Below are 21,659 nucleotides of genomic sequence, written 5' to 3'. Positions count from 1 at the left end.
GTGATGAATAATATTATGGAAGTTAAATTTTCGGCACTATCAGAAAATGAAAGTTTAGCAAGAGTTATAGTAGCATCATTTGCAGCAAAATTAGACCCAACAGTAGATGAATTAGTTGATATAAAAACTGCTGTCTCTGAGGCTGTTACAAATGCTATAATACATGGATATGAAGAAGACAGTTCTAAGTTTGTTTTTTTGAGATGTGAGATAGAAGGAAATACTATAAAAATTGTAGTTGAAGATGAAGGGTATGGAATAGAAAATGTGGAGAAGGCAATGGAACCACTTTATACATCAAAACCAGAACTTGATAGATCAGGAATGGGATTCACAGTTATGAAAAGCTTTATGGACGATGTAGAGGTAAGTTCTAGAAAAGATAATGGCACTAGAATTGAAATGACTAAAAAAATAAATTTGCCTAAATAAAGTCCAAAAGTGAGGTTTTATTATGGAAGTAACTGTTGCCAGAGAAGAAAAAAAACCTCTTCTTAGTCATGAAGAGACTCTAGAACTTATTGATAAAGTTCAAAATGGAGATGAAGAGGCAAAAGAAATATTAATATCAAGTAATTTAGGTCTAGTTAGGAGCGTTGTATCTAGATTTTTAAATATAGGGTATGATAGAGAAGATTTATTTCAGTTAGGTTCTATAGGTTTAATAAAATCAATATATAAATTTGACCCAAAATTTAATGTTAAATTCTCTACTTATGCAGTACCGATGATTCTAGGTGAAATAAAGAGATACTTAAGAGATGATGGTATGATAAAAGTATCAAGGTCATTGAAGCAAATAGCTGTAAAGGCCAAGATGGAAAGTGAAGCTTTAACTAAAAAGCTAGGTAGAGAGCCAAGTATAGAAGAAATAGCTCAAGCATTAGATGTAGAAAAAGAAGATTTAGTAATGGCTATGGAAGCTAACTTTAATGTAGAGTATTTGCAAGGTGTTATTCATGAAGAAGAAGGTTCTCCAATCTGTCTTATTGATAAGATAAGCATGAAAGGAGAAAGTGAGGAAGAAAAAGTTGTAGATAATATATTATTAAAGGACATACTTGGAAGGCTGGATAAGAGAGAACGTCAAATAATAGTTCTCAGATATTTTGAAGATATGACTCAAAGTGAAATAGGAGAAATGCTCAATATATCACAGGTTCAAGTATCAAGAATAGAGAAAAAAGTATTGTCTAAGTTAAAAGAATATATATCATGATAATACTTATAATATATTAAGTTTTTATATTAAGTTTTTAAGTTTCGATTAAAAAATTATAAGTTCAAATAAAAAATATTAAAAAACAAGGTGTCTTTATAATAGAAAATAAATTATTTTCTTTATTAGGCATCTTTTTTATTTTTTGACAAAACTTTAGGTGTCTAAAATAAATTATAGGTTTATTTTTTTAAAATTAACAAATAATACTTTAGAGAGGTGTTTAGTATGGATAAAAATTATAAAAAGTATGTAGACCAAATAAGCCCAAAACCTACATATTTAAAAAACTATACACTTGCATTTATTGTAGGTGGAATTATTTGTATGATAGGGCAAGCTATAAATGATTTATACATGAAAGTTGGAGGGCTTGATAAATTAGGTGCTAGTTCTGCTACATCAATAACACTAATATTTATAGGGGCATTTCTAACTGGATTAGGAGTTTATGACCTAATCGGAAAAAGAGCAGGAGCTGGTTCTATAATACCAATAACAGGTTTTGCTAACTCAATAGTATCTCCTGCAATGGAGTATAAAAGAGAAGGATATGTATTAGGTGTAGGTGCAAACTTATTTAAAATTGCAGGACCAGTTTTAGTTTATGGTATAGGTTCTTCTATTTTATGTGGAATTATTTATTATATTTTTAAAATGTTTTAGATGATTTTTATTTAATTTAAACTTTATTAATTAACTATTAGCTAGAAAATTTATCTATTAGAAAATAGCTATGAAAATTTCAATTAATATTAAAGGATTAAATAGTAAAATTCAAAATTAAAAAGGTGTGAAAATATGAAAAATAAAAGAATTGGAAAAAGAACAGTCAAGCTAGAGAATAAACCAACAATAATATCAGCGGGTACTATAGTAGGTTCTAAAGAAGGTGAAGGACCGCTAAAGGATTATTTTGATATGATTATGACCGATGATTTATATGGTGAAAAAACTTGGGAATTAGCTGAAAGTAAAATGGTAGAGACTGCTTCACAGAAAGCCATACAAAAGTCAGGAAAAAAACTGTCAGATGTAAATTACATGTTAGGTGGAGATTTAATCAATCAAATAGTACCAGCATCTTTTGCTGCAAGAGAACTAGCAATTCCATTTTTGGGTATATATGGTGCTTGCTCTACAATGGCAGAAGGACTTTGCATAGGTTCTATGCTTGTAGATGGTGGTTTTGCAGATTTAGTGCTATCAGGTACATCAAGCCATTATTGTACAGCAGAAAGACAATTCAGATTTCCACTAGAACTAGGAAATCAAAAGCCAATGACAGCTCAATGGACAGTTACAGGAGCAGGAAGTGTTTTACTAGCTCCTAATGGAGAAGGTCCTAAAGTAAAATATGTTACAGTTGGAAAAGTAATAGATAAAGGTATTGATGATGGTAATAATATGGGACCAGCCATGGCTCCAGCAGCAATAGATACTATATATTCTTATTTTGAAGACACTAATGATGACCCAAATAGCTTTGACATAATTGCCACTGGCGATTTAGGTACACTTGGAAAACAGATAACAGAAGATTTTTTAAAACAAAAAGGTGTAGATATTTCAAAGTGTTATACTGATTGTGGTATAGAAATGTTTAACCTTAAAGAGCAAGATGTTCACTGTGGTGGAAGTGGATGTGGATGTTCAGCTACAGTATTTGCAGGATATATATATGAAAAGTTAAGAAAAAAAGAATTTAACAAAGTAATGCTCGTATCAACAGGAGCACTATTATCACCAACAAGTACACTACAAAAGCAAACAATACCATGTGTTGCACATGCAGTAGTAATAGTAAATGAGTAGGATGTGATATATATGTTAATGGACTATGTAAGAGTATTTATTGTAGGTGGAATTATATGTTTAATAGCCCAAGTAATGATGGATTATTTTAAGATGCAAACTCCATATGTTATGGTAACATATGTAACATCTGGTGTAGTTTTAACTTTTCTAGGACTTTATGAGCCATTAGTTAAGTTTGCAGCAGCAGGTGCAACCGTTCCTATAATAGGATTTGGATATTCACTTGCAACAGGAGTGATAAAATCAATACAAAGTGATGGATTTTTAGGTATTTTTCTAGGTGGAACAACTGCTACAGCTGGTGGAATAGCCGCAGCTATATTTTTTGGATATATTATGTCAGTAGTATTTACACCAAAAGCAAAACCATAAAATCACTTAAATATATGATAAGTTTTTTTATTAAAATAGGTAGATATCTTTTTAGATTCTACCTATTTTTTTATAGTTACAAGCGTTTACATAATCAAGTTGACAATTATTTACAACATGGTGTAGTATTATATTAGCAAAAATAAAATGAAGTGAAGTAGGGGATAAAGATGGTAACTATTAAAGATATTGCAAAGAACCTAGGCATTAGCTATTCAACTGTCTCTAGGTGCTTAAACAATAATCCTAATGTATCTGAAAAAACAAAAAAGAAGGTAGTGGAAGAGGCTAACAGGCTAGGGTTTCATTTTAATGTAAATGCGAGAAATCTAGCAAAAAAAGAAACAAATAGAATAGGGGTAATCTTTTCAAATAATTTTAATCATCAAGACACTAGAAAATTTTTTAGTGATATAATGGACAGTTCTATAAATTCTATTGAGACTAATAAGTACGACTTTATAATACAGCCTAATAATAACATTAGTGGTGACAGTAATGTCTATAAAATGGTTAATGGACAAATGGTTGATGGATTAGTAATAGTGTCTCAATCAATAAAAAAAGAAGAGTATGAGTTTTTAAAAGACAATAATTTTCCACATGTATTCATATATTTTAAGCCATCTTTTGTAGGAGAAGTAGATAATTTCTTTTGGGATGATAACGTATATGGAGGTTATATAGCTACTAAGCATTTAATAGATCATGGTCATAAAAATATAATAACAATAACTTCAGAAGATAAGAGTTCAAAAATGCACGAAGATAGAACAAAAGGGTATTTAAATGCTATGGAAGAAGCTAATTTAAAGACTGATGTAATTGAATCTAGAATGGATTTTGAATCTCAAGTTGAGCTATTAAAAAAATATATTGATAAAATAAAAAAAGCCTCAGCTATATTTGTGCAACAAGATGTACCAGCTATTTCTATAATACAAGAATTAAAAACTACTTATAGTATAAATGTACCAGAAGACATATCTGTAATAGGATATAATAATATTGAATTGATATCTTACTTTAGGTCACACTTATCAACAATAGATGACCCAAGAGAACAAGTTATAAAAAATGGAGTAGATAGTTTAGTAAATACAATAAATAAAAAGAGTACAGAACATATCCCAAGAAAACTTTATCCAAGACTAATTATAAGAAACAGCGTTAATAGAATAAAAAACTAAAAGTAGTCCAGTTGATTATAAAATTTAATATGAATAAAAACCTGCATAAAAATAAAAATACTGGAATGAAAACTCATTCCAGTATAAAGTCCAACCTTTTGGGTCTCAGTGCAACATTGAGCTTTACCATTTATTAAGATAGTTTTTTATAAAATCAATAAACATCCTTGTTGACTTGTTTAAAAATTTATTATCTGTCCAATATAGCTCAATAAATTGCTCACATCTTATATCATTAATAGGCAATAGTTTAATAGAAGATTCATAATCTATACACCATGATTTTTCAGGAATAAATCCAACTCCATGACCTTCTTTTATCAAATTATAAACAGTTGAAGGAGAATCACATTCAAAACATACATTAGGTTCAAAGTCAGCATAGTTACAAAATCTATCTGTAATTTTTCTGAAATTTGTACCTTCTTCTAAACATATAAAATTCTCATTTTGTACATCTTTAAAATATATACTGTTAAGCTTTGATAGTGGATTGTTATAAGGTATACCTATAAATATTTCTTCACTAGTTAATACTTCATAATTTGATGATTTAAATTCAAAGCAATATGAAGTAATACATATATCAAAATCGTAGTCAAATGTTGATTTTGGAACATGTTGCATTAATTTGAATGAAATATTTGGATGTAATTTTTTAAATTCACTAAGTACATCTAAAATTAACCTTGATGCAGTAAGTACGATTAATTTGATTTGGTCAAACTCACTACAAGCTAAATCTTTTATTTCTTTAGTTGATGTATCTAATAAATTAAGTATTGAATCAACTCTTTTAAGAAAAATATTTCCGCAATAGTTTAATTTAATAGACCTTCCTTTCCTGTCAAATAATTTTACACCTAAATCCATTTCAAGTAGAGCTATACTTTTACTAAGTGCTGACTGTGTTACATGTAATTGCTTAGCAGCATTAGTCATATTTTCAGTACGAGCTATAACTTGAAAATATTTTAATTGTAATAAATCCATGATGTTTAATCCTCCTTTTGCTTTATGACTAAAAGCATATAAAAATAATGAAAAATTTATATTATACATTATCGATGAGAGAATATATAATTAAATCACTAACAATTATATTGTAAGAAAATTATAAAAATTGCAAGGAGGTACAGAAATGAAAGGAAAGACAGGAATTAGAAATGCTCTGATAGCAGCCTGTATAATTACAGTATTGGCTGAATTAATTGGGCCTATTTCATTTAAAGTTATGGGTATTAATATAACTTTACTTAGTATACTATGGGCTATCTTTATAGGTATGGCTGTGTCCCCTCATTTGTTAGGAAGGATTATACCAGCTTTAAAAAAGTTTATAGGAGATAATGAAATAAATGTATCTCCATATCTTTTATCCTTAACTCTATATCCATTGGGAATCATGTTTGGAATTAATGCAGGGCCTAAAGTTGGTATATTACTTCAAGCAGGACCAGCACTTTTATTACAAGAGTTTGGTCATATGGGTACAATGTTAATAGCATTACCTGTTGGAGTAGCATTAGGTCTTGGAAGAAGTGCATTAGGAGGAACTTTTTCATTATGTCGTGACACAGCACTAGGAATTATTGGGGATAAGTATGGATTGAATTCACCAGAAGGTATAGGAACATTAGGAACTTATATAAGTGGTAGTATCTTTGGAACATTATTATTTTCATTTTTGGCACCACTGGGTGTTCTTATAGGCTTTCATCCATATGCTTTAGCAATGGCATCAGGAATGGGAAGTGGTTCTATGATGGGGGCTGCAACAGCAGCATTGATGAATACTGTACCAAATATGTCTGAACAGATTTTAGCTTATTCAGCAACCAGCGGATTGATTACAGCTGTTACTGGAATATACATAGAATTATTTTTATCATTACCAGTTGCCAATTATTATTATAGTAAAGTGGCTCCAATTATTGAGAAGTTTAGAAGTAGAAAAAAAACAAAAACAAGAGATGTTTTATAATGGAGGGTGTATAGATGGAAAAGACTTTGAAGACTATTATGGAACAGATAAAGATAGTAATGTTCATATATATTATTATTTGCTTTGGACAGGCTATAGCACTTAAAACACAGGCTAAAGATTTGTTGATTGGAAGTGTATTTGGTTTTATATTAGTAATAATTGCTATTGTAATAAAGAATTTTGTTAAGAGACCAAATTTACCAGGTTTTGCATGGGCTACTTTGGTTGCGTTTGTATTATCACTTCCAATATCACCAGTTGGAGATTTTATAGCAAGTAATATAGGAAAAATAAATTTTATGTCTACAGTAACACCATTATTAGCTTTTGCAGGAATTTCTGTAGGTAACCAATTGGATATATTAAAGACTTTGAGCTGGAAGCTAGTAGTTATATCATTTATAGTTATGACATCTACTTATTTTGGTTCTGCTTTTATATCTCAAACAGTTCTAAAAATAAATGGAATGCTTTAAGGAGGTAGTAAGTATGGAAGAATTAAAATTAAAAATCAAAGAAGATATAAAGTTGTTATCTGATGAGAAAAAAGTATCATTTGAAAAGGTATCTAAATCTTTATTTGAAAATCCAGAATTAGCATTTGAAGAATTTAAATCACAAAAAGCATTATGTGATTTATTAGAAGAAAATGGATTCAATGTGACAAAAGGGGTAGGAGGATTAGAAACATCTTTTGAGGCAGTCTACTCAAATGGAACTGGTGGAAAGACAGTGGCTTTTTTAGCTGAATATGATGCACTTCCAGGTATGGGACATGCTTGTGGACACAATATTATAGGCACAAGTTCTGTTGGAGCGGGTATTATTTTAAAAGAAGTTATAAAAAAATATGATATAGAAGGAACTGTAAAAGTGTTTGGAACACCTGCTGAAGAAAGAGTAGGTGGAAAGATAACTATGATTAGAGAAGGAGTCTTTAAAGATGTAGATTCTGCATTAATTTTACATCCATGTGATGCTTCAATACCTGATGATATATCATTTGCTCAAGTTAATTTAAAATTTGATTTTAGTGGAAAAGCTTCTCATGCTGCTGCTTATCCTTGGGAAGGAAGAAGTGCATTAAGTGGAGTAATAGCATTGTTTAATAGTGTAAATAGCATGAGATTACATCTTAAAGATTATGCAAGAGTACATGGAATTATAACTGATGGAGGTAGTATACATAACATAATTCCCGAAAAATCTACAGCTATATTTAATGTAAGAGCATTAAGCATAGAATACCTAAATGAAATTTGTGATATGCTTAAAAATTGTGCTAAGGGAGCTGCAATTTCTACAGGAACTAGTGTAGAAGTAATTCAATTAGATGAGATATATAAAGAAATAAAAAATGATTCAAGATTAGTAAATATAGTTAGAGAAAATTTTGAAGTATTAGGTGAAGACTATATTGAAAGAGATTTAACTCAAGGTATTGGCTCAACTGATACTGGAAATTTAACTCATGAAATACCTGCAATACAAGCGTATATCAAATTAAAAGAAAACACTGCAACTCATACAGAAGAATTTGCTGTAGCTGCTGGTGGAGAAGAAGGAAAAATAGCACTTATAAAAGCAATTAAAGTACTAGCAATGTGTGGTGTAGATGTTTTGTACAGTAAATAATGTATTACTAAAAAATACATGAAGAAAGGACATTAAATATGATATTAAAACAAGTATTAGAGGTTTATGATATTTTAGACAAATCAACTGCAAGTGGAGAAGAAGTAAAGACATACTTACAAAGCTATGGTGGAGAAAATATAATAGTAAAAAAGCTTTCATCAAGTAAAGGTTCTACAGATTTAGTTAAGCTTACAATTGCTGGCAAGAATGGTAAATTAAAAGGAGGAAGTGCTCCCACTCTTGGTATTTTAGGCAGACTTGGAGGTATTGGGGCAAGACCAGAGGTAATAGGTTTTGTTTCAGATGGTGATGGAGCATTGGTAGCAATTTCAGTAGCAGCGAAACTTTTAGATATGCAACGAAAAGGAGATGTATTAGAAGGAGATATTGTGATTTCGACTCATATTTGTCCAGATGCTCCAACTAAAGAACATTATCCTACACCTTTTATGGATTCACCAATAGATATGATAACTATGAATGAAAATGAAGTTGACAGTAGTTGTGATGCAATACTTTCAATCGATACTACTAAAGGTAATAGAATAATCAATACTAGAGGATTTGCAATATCGCCAACTGTCAAAGAAGGGTACATATTGAAAACTAGTGATAATCTTTTAGATATTATACAGACTGTAACTGGAAAATCTCCATTTGTATTTCCTTTATCCATTCAAGATATAACACCATATGGAAATGACTTGTATCATTTGAATAGTATTTTACAGCCAGCAGTTGCTACAAATTCTCCAGTAGTTGGAGTAGCAATTACTACAGAAATGCCTGTTGCTGGATGTGCTACAGGTGCAACTCATTTTAGTGATTTAGAGTCAGCTGGTAGATTTGCAATTGAAGTTGCCAAATTATTTGGTGTAAATAAGTGTGATTTTTATGATAAGGAAGAATGGGATATACTTATCAAAAGATATGGTAAATTAAACACATTCCAGACTTTTGGTATACAATAAGCAAAAAATATAAAATTTATATAATTTGTAATACATAAATATTATAACAATTCCCACATTAATTATAATTACTAAAAAAGGAGTGTCTCATTGAGGATTTCTAAAAATCACTTTGAGGCAACTCCTTATATTTTTGTTTGAATTTTAAGTATTTATTAATATTTAAATATAATCTTTTATTAAACTAAGGTGTTGTATTTCCACCACCATCAGGAGGGGTGACAGTACCACCACTGTTTCCACCATCATCAGGAGGAGGAGTACCACCACTGTTTCCACCATTATCAGGAGGAGTAGTACCACCGCTATTTCCACCATTATCAGGAGGAGTAGTAGTACCACCACTATTTCCACCATTATCAGGAGGAGTAGAGCCACCACTATTATTACCTGAATTATTGTTGTTATTATTATTCTCTTCTTCTTGTTGATTATTATCTGGTTTCTTTGTATCTTCAGGAGATGGTTGAGAACTTACTCTAGAAGGAGCAGTACCTTCAATAAATGCTGCTTTAGAGCCAGAAGATTGCTTTCCTCCATCTTCTAAATTAATTTTTGTAAAATATACATTTTTAGGAACTTCAAATTCAGTAACTGTTAAATTTGCATGTATTTTTGACATAATTTTTTGCCAAAGTTTTGCTGTACTAGTACTTCCATGTGGAACATCTCTACGTTTTATGGTGTTACCAGCATCATCTTTTCTACCAGCATCATCTCCAATGTATGTTGCTCCTACATAATAAGGTGTATAACCAACAAACCAAGCATCATATGCGCTATTTGTAGTACCTGTTTTACCTGCAACAGGCATTTCTTTTGGAAGTGATGCAATACCACCTGTACCTTCAGTAATTACACTTTCTAACATATCTGTAACAACATAAGCTACTTCTGGGTCTACAACTTTATGTTCCTCAGGAGCGTTTTTAACTAATAATTGGCCATCAAAAGTAGTTATAGTAGTGTAAATAGATGGTTCTACATAAACTCCTTGATTTGCTAATGTACCATAAGCAGCAGCCATCTGAAGTGGAGTAATACCACTTGCCATACCACCAAGTGTTAATGATGGAAACTGTCTATCAGTTGCTCCTGTTTGGCTATTTTTAACAGTTGTTATACCAAAGTTCTTTAAGTAGTCCATCATTATATCTATACATTCATCGTAAGAATCTCCAAGCATTTCAGCAGTTTTAACTGCTATTGTATTTGAAGATTTAGCAAGTGCTTTACGTAAACTCATAGAACCATGACCACTAGTAGTAGTTCTTGGATTCCACTTATTATTTTCTTCAAATTTATATCCTCCTCTAACATCATTTAGAGCAGTTGATTGTGTAATCTTTAAAGTATCAATAGCTGGTGTATAAATTGCTAGAGGTTTTATAGAAGAACCTGGTTGATGAGGGCTAGTAGCACGATTTAAAGTTTTTCTGCCACTTATGTTTCTACCTCCAGCTAGTGCTCTTATTTCACCATTCTTGTAATCTAAAATTACCATTGCAGCCTGTGGCTGGCTAACTCCATCAGGTCCAACCATATGGCCTGGGAAATTGCTATTTTTATCAAATTCTTCTTCTAAAGCATCTTGCATTTTAGGGTCTATAGTTGTATTTACAATTAGACCACCATTGTAGAATAAGTTTTGAGCTTCATCATTTGTATGACCTTGTTCCATTAGGGCATTTATAACTTCACTTTCAATAAGGTCTTCTACAGATGAAGAAACTTTATCTGCTGATTTAGGTAATTTTATTTCTATCTTAGCATTAATTGCTTCATCATATTCTTTTTGTTTTATATATCCTAGGTCTAACATTTTCTTTAGAACAATTTCTTGTCTTTTCTTAGCTTCAGGATTGTTTATAGCTTTTCTGACAACTAATGTACCTGCTTTTAGTTGTCTATAAGTATCACTAGATATAAGTTCCCAAGTCTTTAATTTCTCAATCATATCAAAGTCTACTTGAGTTGGGTCATCTAAATCATCATCAGTTGTATTAACAAAAAATAATAATTTATTCTCTAAGTCACTCTTAGCTTCACTTCCATCTAATTTAGAAGTTTTGTAAGCTGAGAACCTAGATGGGTTTTTAGTTGAACCAGCAAGAAGTGCTGACTCAGCTATAGTAAGGTCAGCTGCAGACTTATCAAAATAACCACGTGCACCAGCTTCAGCTCCTGCAAGACCTTTTCCAACGAAGAAGTTATTTAAATAAGTTTCTAATATTTTGTCTTTACTTACTGTCTTACTCATCTCATATGCATAATAAATATCTTTTATTTTACGAGGTAGAGTTTGTTGCTCAGTAGTCAACAGCATCTTAGATACCTGCATAGGAATAGTACTACCACCTTGCTTGGTACCTGTAAGAGTTTTTAATACTGATCTAAATAAACCTTTAATGTCAACACCCTTGTGTTCATAAAAACGTTCATCTTCTATTGCAATTACTGCATGTTGAAGATGAGTTGAAATTTTATCTAATGGAACGGGTGTCTTTTTATTTACACTTGGAGCAGTAGATAATGTTTTTCCATTAGCGTATTTAATTGTAGTTGTTTGGTTGGTTTGTTTGTCTAAAACAGCTTCTGTAACTGGAGAGACATCTCTTAATGATGCAAATACTAATCCAGCAGTACCTGCTGCACCAACAACTAATAAAACTAAAAATACTATACCAAATACTCTTAGTCTTTTAAATTTATCGCTTTTTTTAGGTTTATTCTTGTTTTTAGTTGAACGAGTTTTGTTAGCTGAATTTCTATTAACTGGTTTATTTGAGTTACTAGATGAGCTAACCTTTTTTCTTCTGATTTTATTTCCATTTTTATCATTATCGTTATTCATAAGATTTTAACCTCCTTACTTAATGCAATATTATAACACAAATAGGAGTAATTTTGTAATTAATAGAAAAAATGAATTTGCTATAATATTCTTTACATTGTAGATATGTATAAACAAAATGTATTAATAAGTCTATATTTTTATTTATTTATTTTTGACAAATATTATAAAAATTATGCCAAAGTTACATATAAATAAATAGGAGGGGATAAATTTGAATAGAATAGTAGATAGAAAAAAGAAAAATGAATTTAGAAAAATTGTAGCTATTTTCTTGTTAATTCTTTTCTTGTCTGTATTTATAGGCAGTTTTATATATATAGATAAAAGTTTAAGACCAACAATTACAGTTCTAGCAGAAACAAAAGCTCTTGAATTAGCAAACAGGTCTATAAATAAAGCTGTTGCTGAAATGGTAGAAGGAAAAATAAATTATGAAGATTTAATGGATATACAGCTTGATAATAATGGAAAAATAACTATGATACAAGCAAATACTATTATGATGAATGAAATTGCATCTGCAATAGCTTTAGAAATACAAGATGAATTAAAAAAAGGTAAAACAGCAGACTCTTACATACCTATAGGAACAGCATTAGGAAGTCCTATATTAGCTAAATACGGTCCTAAACTTGAAGTATCTATTGAACCTATAGGAACAGTATCAGTAAACTTTAAAACGGAATTTGAGTCTTCAGGCATAAATCAAACAAGACATAGGATATATTTAGAAGCTCAAACCCAAGTAAAAGTTGTAATCCCACTTATAACTTCAACAAAACAAATTAAAGCTCAGATACCTATTTGTGAGACTATAATAGTAGGTGATGTTCCAGAAAGTTATGTAAATATACCTGAAAAGAACCTTGGGAATGTTCTACCTAACACTGGAAAAAATGCTAACAAGTAATATAGTGATGTTTATTTTTTGATAAATTTGAAATAATAGTTTATAAATAAAAATTTTGTAAATAATAAGTAATAAATAATAATTAAAATGGTTGTAATAAAAATTAATATAATTGTAATAAAAATTTGTGTTTTAAAGTATGTAAAATATTTAATATATTTGGTCTGTAGAGTGAAGGAATATATCTTCAGACCAAATATATTAGTAACATTTATTGAATGATGATTTAAAGTTTACAAATTACTTATAATATTTATTATCTATAACATCCATTTAATAAATACAGCATAACCGACAGCTGGGTCATTTTCAATGGCATGAGAGACTGCTCCTATTATTTTATCATCTTGTACTATTGGAGTACCACTCATACCTTGTACAATACCACCAGTTTGAGCTAAAAGTTTTTTGTCAGTGATTTTAATTTTAAAACTTTTACTCTCAGGATGATTTTGGTTTTCTATATCTACAATTTCAATATTATATTTTTTACATTCATTAAAGTTGTTTTGTAAAATTATTTGAGCTTTTCCTAGTTTAACTTCATTCAATGAAGCTACTTTATATTTTTTTAAGCTAGAAATATCAAAATTATTAATTTGACCTCTTATTCCAAAGTCAGTGTTTTCCGTAAAACTACCAATAATATTTTCTCTTTTTGCATTTATACATCCAACACTACCTCGATAAGATTTTTCTATATCAAGATGTTTAGTTGTAGAAATTGAACCTGATTTTATAGGTATTTTTCTTGAATTACCAACACTTATTGGGTGACCTACAGCACCGAATTCTGAGGTTTCTGGATTGATATAAGTCAAAGTAGCAAATCCAGAAAGTAAGTTATTAAAACTAATTTTTTCTAATATGTGTTTAGTTGTTTTCATTGTTAAAAGTTGACCACCTCTATTTAATAAAATAGAAACTGGTTTTTCTTCTGCTAAAGCATTTAGTGTATTAGCAAAATCACTATATCCATCAACTTCTATATTGTTTACTTTGATTATAGCATCACCTAATCTAAATGGAGATGCTTCACCAGGACTTCTAACAATGATATTTTTTAGTTCTGCATCAATTTGAAGAACATTTCCTATAGGTATTAAATATTGAGGTTCACTTTTTTGTAAATTTTGTGCATAAATTAAATTATTTGAGAAAAAATATAATAAAAATAAAAATGTTAAAACAATTGTAAATTTAGACTTAGCTAAGTTATTTCTTTTACTTAAAGCTTTATCTTTAAAATAAAAATTTTTAAATTGCATAGAATACCTCTTTCTTATTAAAATATTTTAATAATAAAATTGAAATTTTCTTGCTGCCTCAATATTATGTTGCTCAAGAATCAGTTTTTGATGCTTGGAAAACTGACTCAATAACACCTTAGTTTTCATAAAAATAAATAAATTAAACAAGGTATATGATAAAATAGATACATATTCATATAAATTTAAAATAGATAATAGCTGTCTATCATTGAAAGGAGCAAAAGATGAAAAAATATAGATTGTTAGTTACTTGTATAATTGCCATGGGAATTATAATTATAGGAACATCAAATCCAGTTACCAATTTTTACAAGACAACAAATTTAATTAATTCAGGTACTACTAAAAATGAAAAAACAGATAAAGATAAAGATGAAAATAAAAATATAAAAGATAAAGATGAAAATAAATCAAATTCAAAAAGCAAAAATGATAATAAGTCAGAGGATAATAAATCAGATAGTAAAACAGAAACTCAAAAAAATAAAAAGTTTTTAATTTGTATAGACCCAGGGCATCAAGGAAAAGGAGATAGTAATTTAGAACCAGTAGCTCCAGGTTCTTCATCTCAAAAAGCAAGAGTATCTTCAGGAACAGAAGGTATAGCCACAAAGAAAGCAGAGTATGTTTTAAATCTTGAAGCATCTGTAGTTTTAAAAAATATATTAGAATCTAAAGGTTACAATGTAATAATGACTAGAGAAACACATGATGTAAATATAAGTAACTCAGAAAGAGCGATACTTGCTAATGAGAAAAAAGCAGATATGGTTGTAAGAATACATGCAGATAGTTTAAATAATTCTTCAAAGACTGGTGCATCTATATTAGTTCCTGAGAAGGATGGAAAATATACAGCTCCTATATATGAAGATAGTAATAGATGTGCAGAATTCATCAAAACAAACATGGAACAAGCTGGAATACAAATAAATGGAATTGTTCAAAGAGGAGATTTGACTGGATTTAACTGGTCAAAAGTGCCAGCTGTATTAGTAGAGATGGGATTTATGAGCAATTATAATGAGGACCAAATGATGTCAAATCCAGAATATCAAAGAAAAATGATGCAATGTGTGGCAGATGGATTAGATGAGTATTTTAAATAAAACGTGAATAGAGAAAAAATTAGGTTGGTATTATTTTCCTAATTTTTATCTCTATTTTTTATTCAAAAAATAGTGAAAAAGCAAATTGCAAGGCTACATAATTGTTTGTATAAGAGCTTACAAATCTACATTAAATGGACAGATAGACATTTACACATATGACCTATATTTTCACAATAAATCCCAACTATATGGTTTTGTAAGGTTAGATAAGATTTAGGAAGAATTTAAATTTGATATACTTTATTAAGAAAAGACCAAAAAAAGAAGAAAACAACAAAAAGAATTATGTGTATTATAGGAAGAAAACTAAATAAAGAAAACTTTTTACTATTACGAGTTTTGATTAATGAAATAATATATGAGACAGGATATAAACCAGCAAGTAGCATAGTAACTAAAGCAATCACAGATTGTATAAGTTCACTGAAAATTTTCCAGTCTACCATTCCTAAATCAGCAACAGAAATGATAGTTCCAATCCATGTTATTAGAGAAAAAGGAATTGGCAATGCATAAATAATATACATAATAATGAAATATTTTTTCTGTTTCATAACTATTTCTCACCTCCGTTTAGATAAATAACCTGTAGTACCAACTTATCGCCTAAAGCAAGCAAATGTAAATCGGTTTTATTCCATTCTAATAATTGTATTTATAAATATCAAATGATTTGTATTATGTCACAATTTTATATTACTGTTCATAATAAATTTTGTTTATTTGAGAACAAATCAGAAACCATTTTATAATTTCAAGATTAAACAGGCTACAAAGAAATTATAGCATGCATGTGCTTTTTTAGTCGATAAATAAGTTCTATTATTGATGAAAGTATCTATTTTTTATTTTACATAATATAATGATGAAGTTTATTTTTGGTTAAATTGTTGTAAATATAACTAAAAATATTGGTAATACTTGATTTAACTTTCAAAAGAATATATTATAGTATAGAATGTGTAAAATTTTTTTGAGAGGTGTTAAAATGCTAGTAGTAGAAAACGTAAGCCACGGATTTGGTGCAAGAACAATATTAGAAAATGTATCCTTTAGACTTAGAAAAGGTGAACATATTGCACTAGTTGGCGCTAATGGAGAAGGAAAATCGAGTTTTTTAAATATAATAACGAAAAAGCTTATGCCTGATGCTGGAAATATAAAATGGTCTTCAAGAGCTACAGTAGGTTACTTAGACCAACATACAGTATTAAGTAAAGGTAAAAGTATAAGAAAAGTGCTTAGAGAAGCTTTTAAGCATATGTTTGATTTAGAGCAAGAAATGATTGCTATGTACGACAAAATGGGAGAAGCTAGTGATGATGAGATGAGTAAGCTTCTTGAAGAAACAGCAGAGATACAAACTATACTTGAAAATAGTGGTTTTTATATGATAGATGCAAAGATACAAGAAGTTGCAAATGGTCTTGGTCTTGGAGAAATTGGTCTTGATAAGGATGTAACTGATTTAAGTGGAGGTCAAAGAACAAAAGTACTTCTGACTAAACTTTTACTTGAAAATCCAACTATTCTTATACTGGACGAGCCTACAAACTATTTAGATGAGGAACATATAACATGGCTTACTAGGTATCTTCAGGAATATGAAAACAGTTTTGTTCTAGTATCACATGATATTGACTTTATAAATAATACTTGTAATGTAATATATCATATGGAAAATGGTGAGTTAAATAGATATAAAGGTAATTACGATGAATTTGTAAGACTGAATGATATAAAGAAACGTCAAGAAGAGCAAGCTTATGATAAACAAGTTGAAGAAAGAAAGAGATTAGAAGATTTTGTAGCCAGAAATAAAGCTAGAGTTGCAACAAGAGGAATGGCTAATAGTAGACAAAAGCAACTAGATAAGATGGAAATACTAGAAAGACCAAAGGAAAAGATAAAACCTACTTTCTCTTTTAAAGATGCCAGAGCAGCAAGTAAAATAATTTTTGAAACGGAAGACTTAGTTTTAGGTTATGATGAAGCATTAACAAAGCCACTTAACTTCCATTTAGAAAGAGGAAAGAAGATTGCTTTAAAAGGGATGAATGGTATTGGAAAATCTACTTTATTAAAGACTTTACTTGGAATAATAAAACCATTTGAAGGAAGTGTTAAGCTAGGTGATTATTTGGAGCTTGGATATTTTGAACAAGAGAGTTCAAGAGAAAATAGTAATACACCTATGGATGAAATTTGGAGTGAATTCCCAGGGCTTACAAACTTTGAGGTTAGACAGGCTCTTGCAAAATGTGGACTTACAAATGAGCATATAACTAGTCAAATGAGAGTACTAAGTGGTGGAGAAGCTGCAAAGGTTAGACTTTGTAAAGTAATGCTAAAAAATATAAACTTCTTAGTACTAGACGAGCCTACAAATCACTTAGATGTTGAGGCAAAAGATGAATTGAAGAAAGCTATCAGAGAATTTAAGGGAACAGTTCTTTTGGTATGTCATGAACCAGAATTCTATTCAGACATTGTAGATGATGTATGGAATATAGAAGATTTTACAACTAAAATCGTGTAGTGATTTAATTTATTACTGGGGGGATTTCATGAAAAAGTTTCTAAATATAATTTTTTCAGTGTGTATCAGTATAGTTATAATAGTAAGTGCTATTAATTTTACTGTTGGATTTAAACAACTTTATTATTTTGATATTGATTATTTAAACATATCAGAGTTATCTGGTTTATCTAAAGATAATATAAAATTAAATTATGATTACTTAATAGATTACAACCTAAGTAAGGATGTATCTGAGTTTAAGTTACCAACATTAGAATCTTCTCCAGAAGGGAAAATACATTTTGAAGAAGTGAGAAATATATTTCAAAATATCAATAAATTATCTAAGTTATTAATGATAATTTCTTTGATAGGAATTATATTAAGTGTAAAAAATAAAAATATAAAACTACTAAAAACTACATCAATGACATTGATAATCATGCCAGTAGTGTTGGCACTTCCTATTTTGTTGAATTTTGAAAAATCATTTATTATTTTTCATAAATTATTATTTAGAAATGATTATTGGATATTTAATCCTGACTTAGACCCAGTTATAAATATGCTTCCAGAAGAATTTTTCTTTCATGCTGGACTGATGATTTTGATATTGATTTTTGCAGTAAGTATGTTGCTTTTTGCAATGTATAAATTATGTAAATTATTTAAAAGTAGAAAGATATAAGGTAGAACGATATAAATTAAAACTTATACAATAAAAATAGCTATGTAATACTATTTAGACTAAAAGTAGTCAATAAATATTTATACATAGCTATTTTTAATAAAAAAATTATTTTTTGCAAGTAATTTTAACTAAGTCTTGAAATTTTCCCATAATATAATTATAATTATCTTTTTTATGAGGTAGCATACAGCTACTGCAGTCTTTAATGCCTTTCTCTGTGTACTTAAAGTTTCCTCCACAATTTTCTCCTAAAGCATATAAAGGACAATAGCAAAATAAACAGTTAAATTCTTTTGGTTTATTCGTTTTATGACAAGGGAAAAACTCACAATCTTTGTGATTAAAAAATTTATAATTTTCGCCCATATTTTCCTCCTAATTTAAATAAAATATCAAATCTTTTATAAGTATATAAGATTTTGGTGATAATATAATTATACTAAATATTCTTATTAATAGTTGATAATATAGTATTATTAATCATATTATTAATGGTATAATTAGTAAATAGATAAATAATGTAAGTGTTTAATACAATTATATTATGCTTTATAACAAAAAATGAGGTGATTAAGTGAAAGAAATTCAAGAAAGAGCACTTCTTGTAGGTCTAAATTTGACAACAATAATTAAAAAAAGTGATGATATAGACACTAATGAATCCATGGAAGAGCTAAAAGAATTAGCGAAAGCTGCTGGTGCAGAGGTTGTAGGTAGCTTAATTCAAAATAAGCAAGCTGTTGATGCAGCTTATTATATAGGAAAAGGTAAGGTAGAGGAAATAAGAGCATATAGTGAATCATTAGATGCTACTTTAGTAATTTTTAATGACGAATTATCTGGCGCTCAAATTAGGAATATTGAAAATGTTGTTGGAAAAAAAGTAATAGATAGAACTACCTTAATTTTAGATATATTTGCTCAAAGAGCACTTAGTAAAGAAGGTAAATTACAGGTTGAATTAGCACAATTAAAATACAGATTACCACGACTTTATGGAATGGGTGGTGAGATGAGTAGAACAGGTGCAGGAATTGGAACTAGAGGGCCTGGAGAACAAAAGTTAGAAGTAGATAAAAGACATATACTTAATAAAGCAGCAGATATAAGACGTGAACTTAAAGAGGTAAAAAAGAATAGAGAGACACAAAGAGTTAAGCGTTTAAAATCAAATATACCAATTGTTGCACTTGTTGGGTATACAAATGCAGGAAAATCGACCTTACTAAACGAATTAATAAAGACACACAAGGATTATGAACAAGAAAAAGAAGTTTTTGTAAAAGATATGCTTTTTGCAACTTTAGATGTAACTTTAAGAAAAGCTCTTTTGCCAAATAAAAAAGAATTTTTAGTAGTAGATACTGTTGGATTTGTCAGTAAACTTCCCCATGATTTAGTAGAGGCATTTAAGGCTACACTAGAAGAAGTACAATATGCAGATTTAATTTTACATGTAATTGACACAACTAATACTAGTTATGAATTGCAAAAAAGTACAACTGAGGGTGTATTAAAAGAACTTGGTGCAAATGATAAAAAACATATACTTGTATACAATAAAGTAGATAAGTTAGAGTTAGATATATATCCTAAGAGTCAAGAAGATATTGTGTATATATCTGCAAAACAAGGCATAAATATGGATAAGCTATTAAATATGATAGAAATTGCTTTAATGGAAAATACTTATTCAGTAAGTTTGATGTTACCTTATGAAAGAGGTGATATATTTAGTAGAATAAAAGATAAATACAATGTGGAGAATTTTGAGTATGGGGAAAATGGTATAACATTAGATGTAAATTTAGATGAAGAAGATTTTAATATCTATAGAGAGTACATATTAGAAAAATAGGTTTGATATGGATATAAATTGGGAAAATATAGATAATCTTGAAGATTATTTTATAACCTATCTTCTTTACAAAGAATCTAAAACAGTATCTCAAATTAGTAAAATTAGAAATATTTCAAATGTTGAAGCAAGTGAGCAACTTATACAAGCAAAGTTGAAGATAAAAGAAATGCAAAAAGATGATTTTGAGGCATCTAAGGATATTTTAGATAAATTTTTAGAATTAGATAAAATTAAGAGACTTGATTTTATGGATAGCTTAGATGACGAAAAAATGGTATACTTTAAGAGAAAGGTTTTCAAAAGAATCCTTGTAGAAAAAAATGCTGAAGATTTGATTGTTTTAATTTGGGCAACAGGTGAGCTAAGAGATGATAGGTTTTTGAAGTTACTCCATCAGCTCACAAACCACAGACACTCAGATATTAGAAGAATAACTTATTCAGCAATAAGAAAGATTGAGTCACCAAGTAGTAGAGAAGTTTTGCAAAAAGGTCTCTACGATAAAAATGCACAAACTAGACAATATTGTGCAAAAGCTCTTTCAAAATTAGGAGATGAAAACAGTTTAAAGATTTTACAGCAGTTAAAAGATAAGAATAAGAATTTTGAAAAAGAGTACGTGCTTAGAGCTTATGATGAAGCCATTAAAGCATTATCAAATTTGAAAAAGTGATTTTTTATTAAAGTAATTTGTTTACTTAATGATTTATTTATGGAGTTTAACAAGGTAATTAATAAATTAATGGGAGGGGTTTCAAATGATAGTAAGACGTTGTGCAGGTGGAGTAGTGTTTTATGCTAATAAAGTACTTATTGTAAAAAATGATAGAGGTGAATGGACACTTCCAAAAGGAAAGATACTTGGAGGAGGACTTCCATATGAAAGTGCTGTTGAAAGAGTTAAAGTAGAAACTGGCATAGATGCTAAAATGATAGATGTAGCTGGCGATACTATGTATGAATTTTTCTCAAGAAGTAGACAACAAGAAGTTTGTAATGCGATAATGTGGTATGTTATGGAAGCTTGTAATACTGAATGTGTACTTGCTCCTGAATTCCAAGAAGGTGGATTTTACAAGATAAAAGATGCTTTAGAAATGTTGTCACATCATAAAGAGCAAGCTTTAGTTGAAGTATCTTATAAAAAGTTTAAAGAATTAAAGAAATTAGTTTCAGAGGGCGACGATGTTCCAGCAAACTAGTAGTGAATTTATAGAATTTTGAGGAAGGGTTAGACCCTT

The 21,659-nt window shown here is 29.3% G+C and carries 22 protein-coding genes; 18 read left to right on the top strand and 4 right to left on the bottom strand.

What is annotated here, in order from left to right; translation table 11 throughout:
• The first annotated feature begins 3 nt into the window (after window positions 1–3).
• From spoIIAB to KGF48_RS14015, 6 genes are all read left to right on the top strand, one after another.
• Window positions 4–432 (top strand): anti-sigma F factor, encoded by a 429-nt coding sequence (spoIIAB, locus tag KGF48_RS14040; protein ID WP_227829680.1) that lies wholly within the window; start codon window positions 4–6, stop codon window positions 430–432.
• Between the two features lie 22 nt (window positions 433–454).
• Entirely contained in the window at window positions 455–1,219 is a 765-nt protein-coding gene (gene sigF / locus KGF48_RS14035) for an RNA polymerase sporulation sigma factor SigF (RefSeq protein WP_227433403.1), read from the top strand.
• Window positions 1,220–1,447: 228 nt separating this feature from the next.
• Window positions 1,448–1,885, top strand: coding sequence for a stage V sporulation protein AC (gene spoVAC / locus KGF48_RS14030; protein WP_003418420.1), 438 nt, complete (start codon window positions 1,448–1,450; stop codon window positions 1,883–1,885).
• A 135-nt stretch (window positions 1,886–2,020) separates the two neighbouring features.
• Window positions 2,021–3,034 carry a stage V sporulation protein AD gene (spoVAD, locus tag KGF48_RS14025; protein WP_227839501.1) on the top strand — a complete coding sequence of 338 codons (1,014 nt, stop codon included), beginning with the start codon at window positions 2,021–2,023 and terminating at the stop codon, window positions 3,032–3,034.
• 12 nt (window positions 3,035–3,046) lie between these two features.
• The gene (gene spoVAE / locus KGF48_RS14020) at window positions 3,047–3,409 is read left to right on the top strand and encodes a stage V sporulation protein AE (protein ID WP_169468704.1); all 363 of its coding nucleotides are present in this window, start codon (window positions 3,047–3,049) and stop codon (window positions 3,407–3,409) included.
• Window positions 3,410–3,579: 170 nt separating this feature from the next.
• Window positions 3,580–4,599, top strand: a complete 1,020-nt coding sequence (locus KGF48_RS14015; RefSeq protein ID WP_227839500.1) for a LacI family DNA-binding transcriptional regulator — start codon at window positions 3,580–3,582, stop codon at window positions 4,597–4,599.
• A 123-nt stretch (window positions 4,600–4,722) separates the two neighbouring features.
• On the opposite strand, the gene KGF48_RS14010 is transcribed toward KGF48_RS14015, so the two are convergent.
• Window positions 4,723–5,592 (bottom strand): LysR family transcriptional regulator, encoded by an 870-nt coding sequence (locus KGF48_RS14010; protein ID WP_227839499.1) that lies wholly within the window; start codon window positions 5,590–5,592, stop codon window positions 4,723–4,725.
• Window positions 5,593–5,740: 148 nt separating this feature from the next.
• Between KGF48_RS14010 and KGF48_RS14005 the strand changes: the two genes are divergently transcribed.
• Genes KGF48_RS14005 through KGF48_RS13990 form a run of 4 tightly spaced genes read left to right on the top strand, consistent with a single transcriptional unit; the run spans window position 5,741 to window position 9,195 of the window.
• Complete coding sequence (locus tag KGF48_RS14005; protein WP_227839498.1) at window positions 5,741–6,583, top strand: DUF3100 domain-containing protein; 843 nt, start codon at window positions 5,741–5,743, stop codon at window positions 6,581–6,583.
• Window positions 6,584–6,597: 14 nt separating this feature from the next.
• Window positions 6,598–7,062, top strand: a complete 465-nt coding sequence (locus KGF48_RS14000) for a hypothetical protein (RefSeq protein WP_227829675.1) — start codon at window positions 6,598–6,600, stop codon at window positions 7,060–7,062.
• 13 nt (window positions 7,063–7,075) lie between these two features.
• Window positions 7,076–8,221, top strand: coding sequence for a M20 family metallopeptidase (locus KGF48_RS13995; RefSeq protein ID WP_227868158.1), 1,146 nt, complete (start codon window positions 7,076–7,078; stop codon window positions 8,219–8,221).
• 38 nt (window positions 8,222–8,259) lie between these two features.
• Entirely contained in the window at window positions 8,260–9,195 is a 936-nt protein-coding gene (locus tag KGF48_RS13990; protein WP_227839496.1) for a DUF1177 domain-containing protein, read from the top strand.
• Between the two features lie 184 nt (window positions 9,196–9,379).
• Here KGF48_RS13990 and KGF48_RS13985 read toward each other — a convergent pair whose 3' ends face one another.
• Entirely contained in the window at window positions 9,380–12,049 is a 2,670-nt protein-coding gene (locus KGF48_RS13985; protein ID WP_227839495.1) for a transglycosylase domain-containing protein, read from the bottom strand.
• 214 nt (window positions 12,050–12,263) lie between these two features.
• Here KGF48_RS13985 and yunB point away from each other — a divergent pair, with 214 nt between their 5' ends.
• Window positions 12,264–12,962, top strand: a complete 699-nt coding sequence (gene yunB / locus KGF48_RS13980; RefSeq protein WP_227433393.1) for a sporulation protein YunB — start codon at window positions 12,264–12,266, stop codon at window positions 12,960–12,962.
• Between the two features lie 260 nt (window positions 12,963–13,222).
• Here the strand turns inward: yunB and KGF48_RS13975 are convergent, their stop codons facing one another.
• Complete coding sequence (locus KGF48_RS13975) at window positions 13,223–14,230, bottom strand: SpoIVB peptidase S55 domain-containing protein (RefSeq protein WP_227868157.1); 1,008 nt, start codon at window positions 14,228–14,230, stop codon at window positions 13,223–13,225.
• Between the two features lie 227 nt (window positions 14,231–14,457).
• Between KGF48_RS13975 and KGF48_RS13970 the strand changes: the two genes are divergently transcribed.
• From KGF48_RS13970 to KGF48_RS13955, 4 genes are all read left to right on the top strand, one after another.
• A complete protein-coding gene (locus KGF48_RS13970) occupies window positions 14,458–15,342 on the top strand; it encodes an N-acetylmuramoyl-L-alanine amidase family protein (protein ID WP_227839493.1) in 885 nt (294 codons plus the stop codon).
• A 342-nt stretch (window positions 15,343–15,684) separates the two neighbouring features.
• Window positions 15,685–15,861: a hypothetical protein gene (locus tag KGF48_RS13965; RefSeq protein WP_227839492.1), complete on the top strand. Its 177-nt coding sequence runs from the start codon at window positions 15,685–15,687 to the stop codon at window positions 15,859–15,861.
• A 472-nt stretch (window positions 15,862–16,333) separates the two neighbouring features.
• Window positions 16,334–17,884 (top strand): ABC-F family ATP-binding cassette domain-containing protein, encoded by a 1,551-nt coding sequence (locus tag KGF48_RS13960; protein WP_227839491.1) that lies wholly within the window; start codon window positions 16,334–16,336, stop codon window positions 17,882–17,884.
• Between the two features lie 28 nt (window positions 17,885–17,912).
• On the top strand, window positions 17,913–18,554 hold the full coding sequence (locus KGF48_RS13955) for a TIGR01906 family membrane protein (protein WP_227829668.1): 642 nt from the start codon (window positions 17,913–17,915) through the stop codon (window positions 18,552–18,554).
• A gap of 108 nt (window positions 18,555–18,662) precedes the next feature.
• Here KGF48_RS13955 and KGF48_RS13950 read toward each other — a convergent pair whose 3' ends face one another.
• Window positions 18,663–18,923 carry a cysteine-rich small domain-containing protein gene (locus tag KGF48_RS13950; protein WP_227839489.1) on the bottom strand — a complete coding sequence of 87 codons (261 nt, stop codon included), beginning with the start codon at window positions 18,921–18,923 and terminating at the stop codon, window positions 18,663–18,665.
• A 208-nt stretch (window positions 18,924–19,131) separates the two neighbouring features.
• Here KGF48_RS13950 and hflX point away from each other — a divergent pair, with 208 nt between their 5' ends.
• From hflX to KGF48_RS13935, 3 genes are all read left to right on the top strand, one after another.
• Window positions 19,132–20,415 (top strand): GTPase HflX, encoded by a 1,284-nt coding sequence (gene hflX, locus KGF48_RS13945; RefSeq protein ID WP_227829666.1) that lies wholly within the window; start codon window positions 19,132–19,134, stop codon window positions 20,413–20,415.
• A gap of 7 nt (window positions 20,416–20,422) precedes the next feature.
• Window positions 20,423–21,091: a HEAT repeat domain-containing protein gene (locus KGF48_RS13940; RefSeq protein ID WP_227829665.1), complete on the top strand. Its 669-nt coding sequence runs from the start codon at window positions 20,423–20,425 to the stop codon at window positions 21,089–21,091.
• Between the two features lie 85 nt (window positions 21,092–21,176).
• Window positions 21,177–21,620: an NUDIX domain-containing protein gene (locus tag KGF48_RS13935; RefSeq protein ID WP_227433384.1), complete on the top strand. Its 444-nt coding sequence runs from the start codon at window positions 21,177–21,179 to the stop codon at window positions 21,618–21,620.
• Window positions 21,621–21,659: the final 39 nt, after the last annotated feature.

It is taken from the genome of Clostridioides sp. ZZV15-6388, assembly GCF_020657755.1.
In the GTDB taxonomy this organism is placed as follows: Bacteria; Bacillota; Clostridia; order Peptostreptococcales; family Peptostreptococcaceae; genus Clostridioides.
The sequence above is the reverse complement of the archived record's forward strand: the minus strand, read 5'-3'. Positions and strand labels throughout refer to the sequence as shown.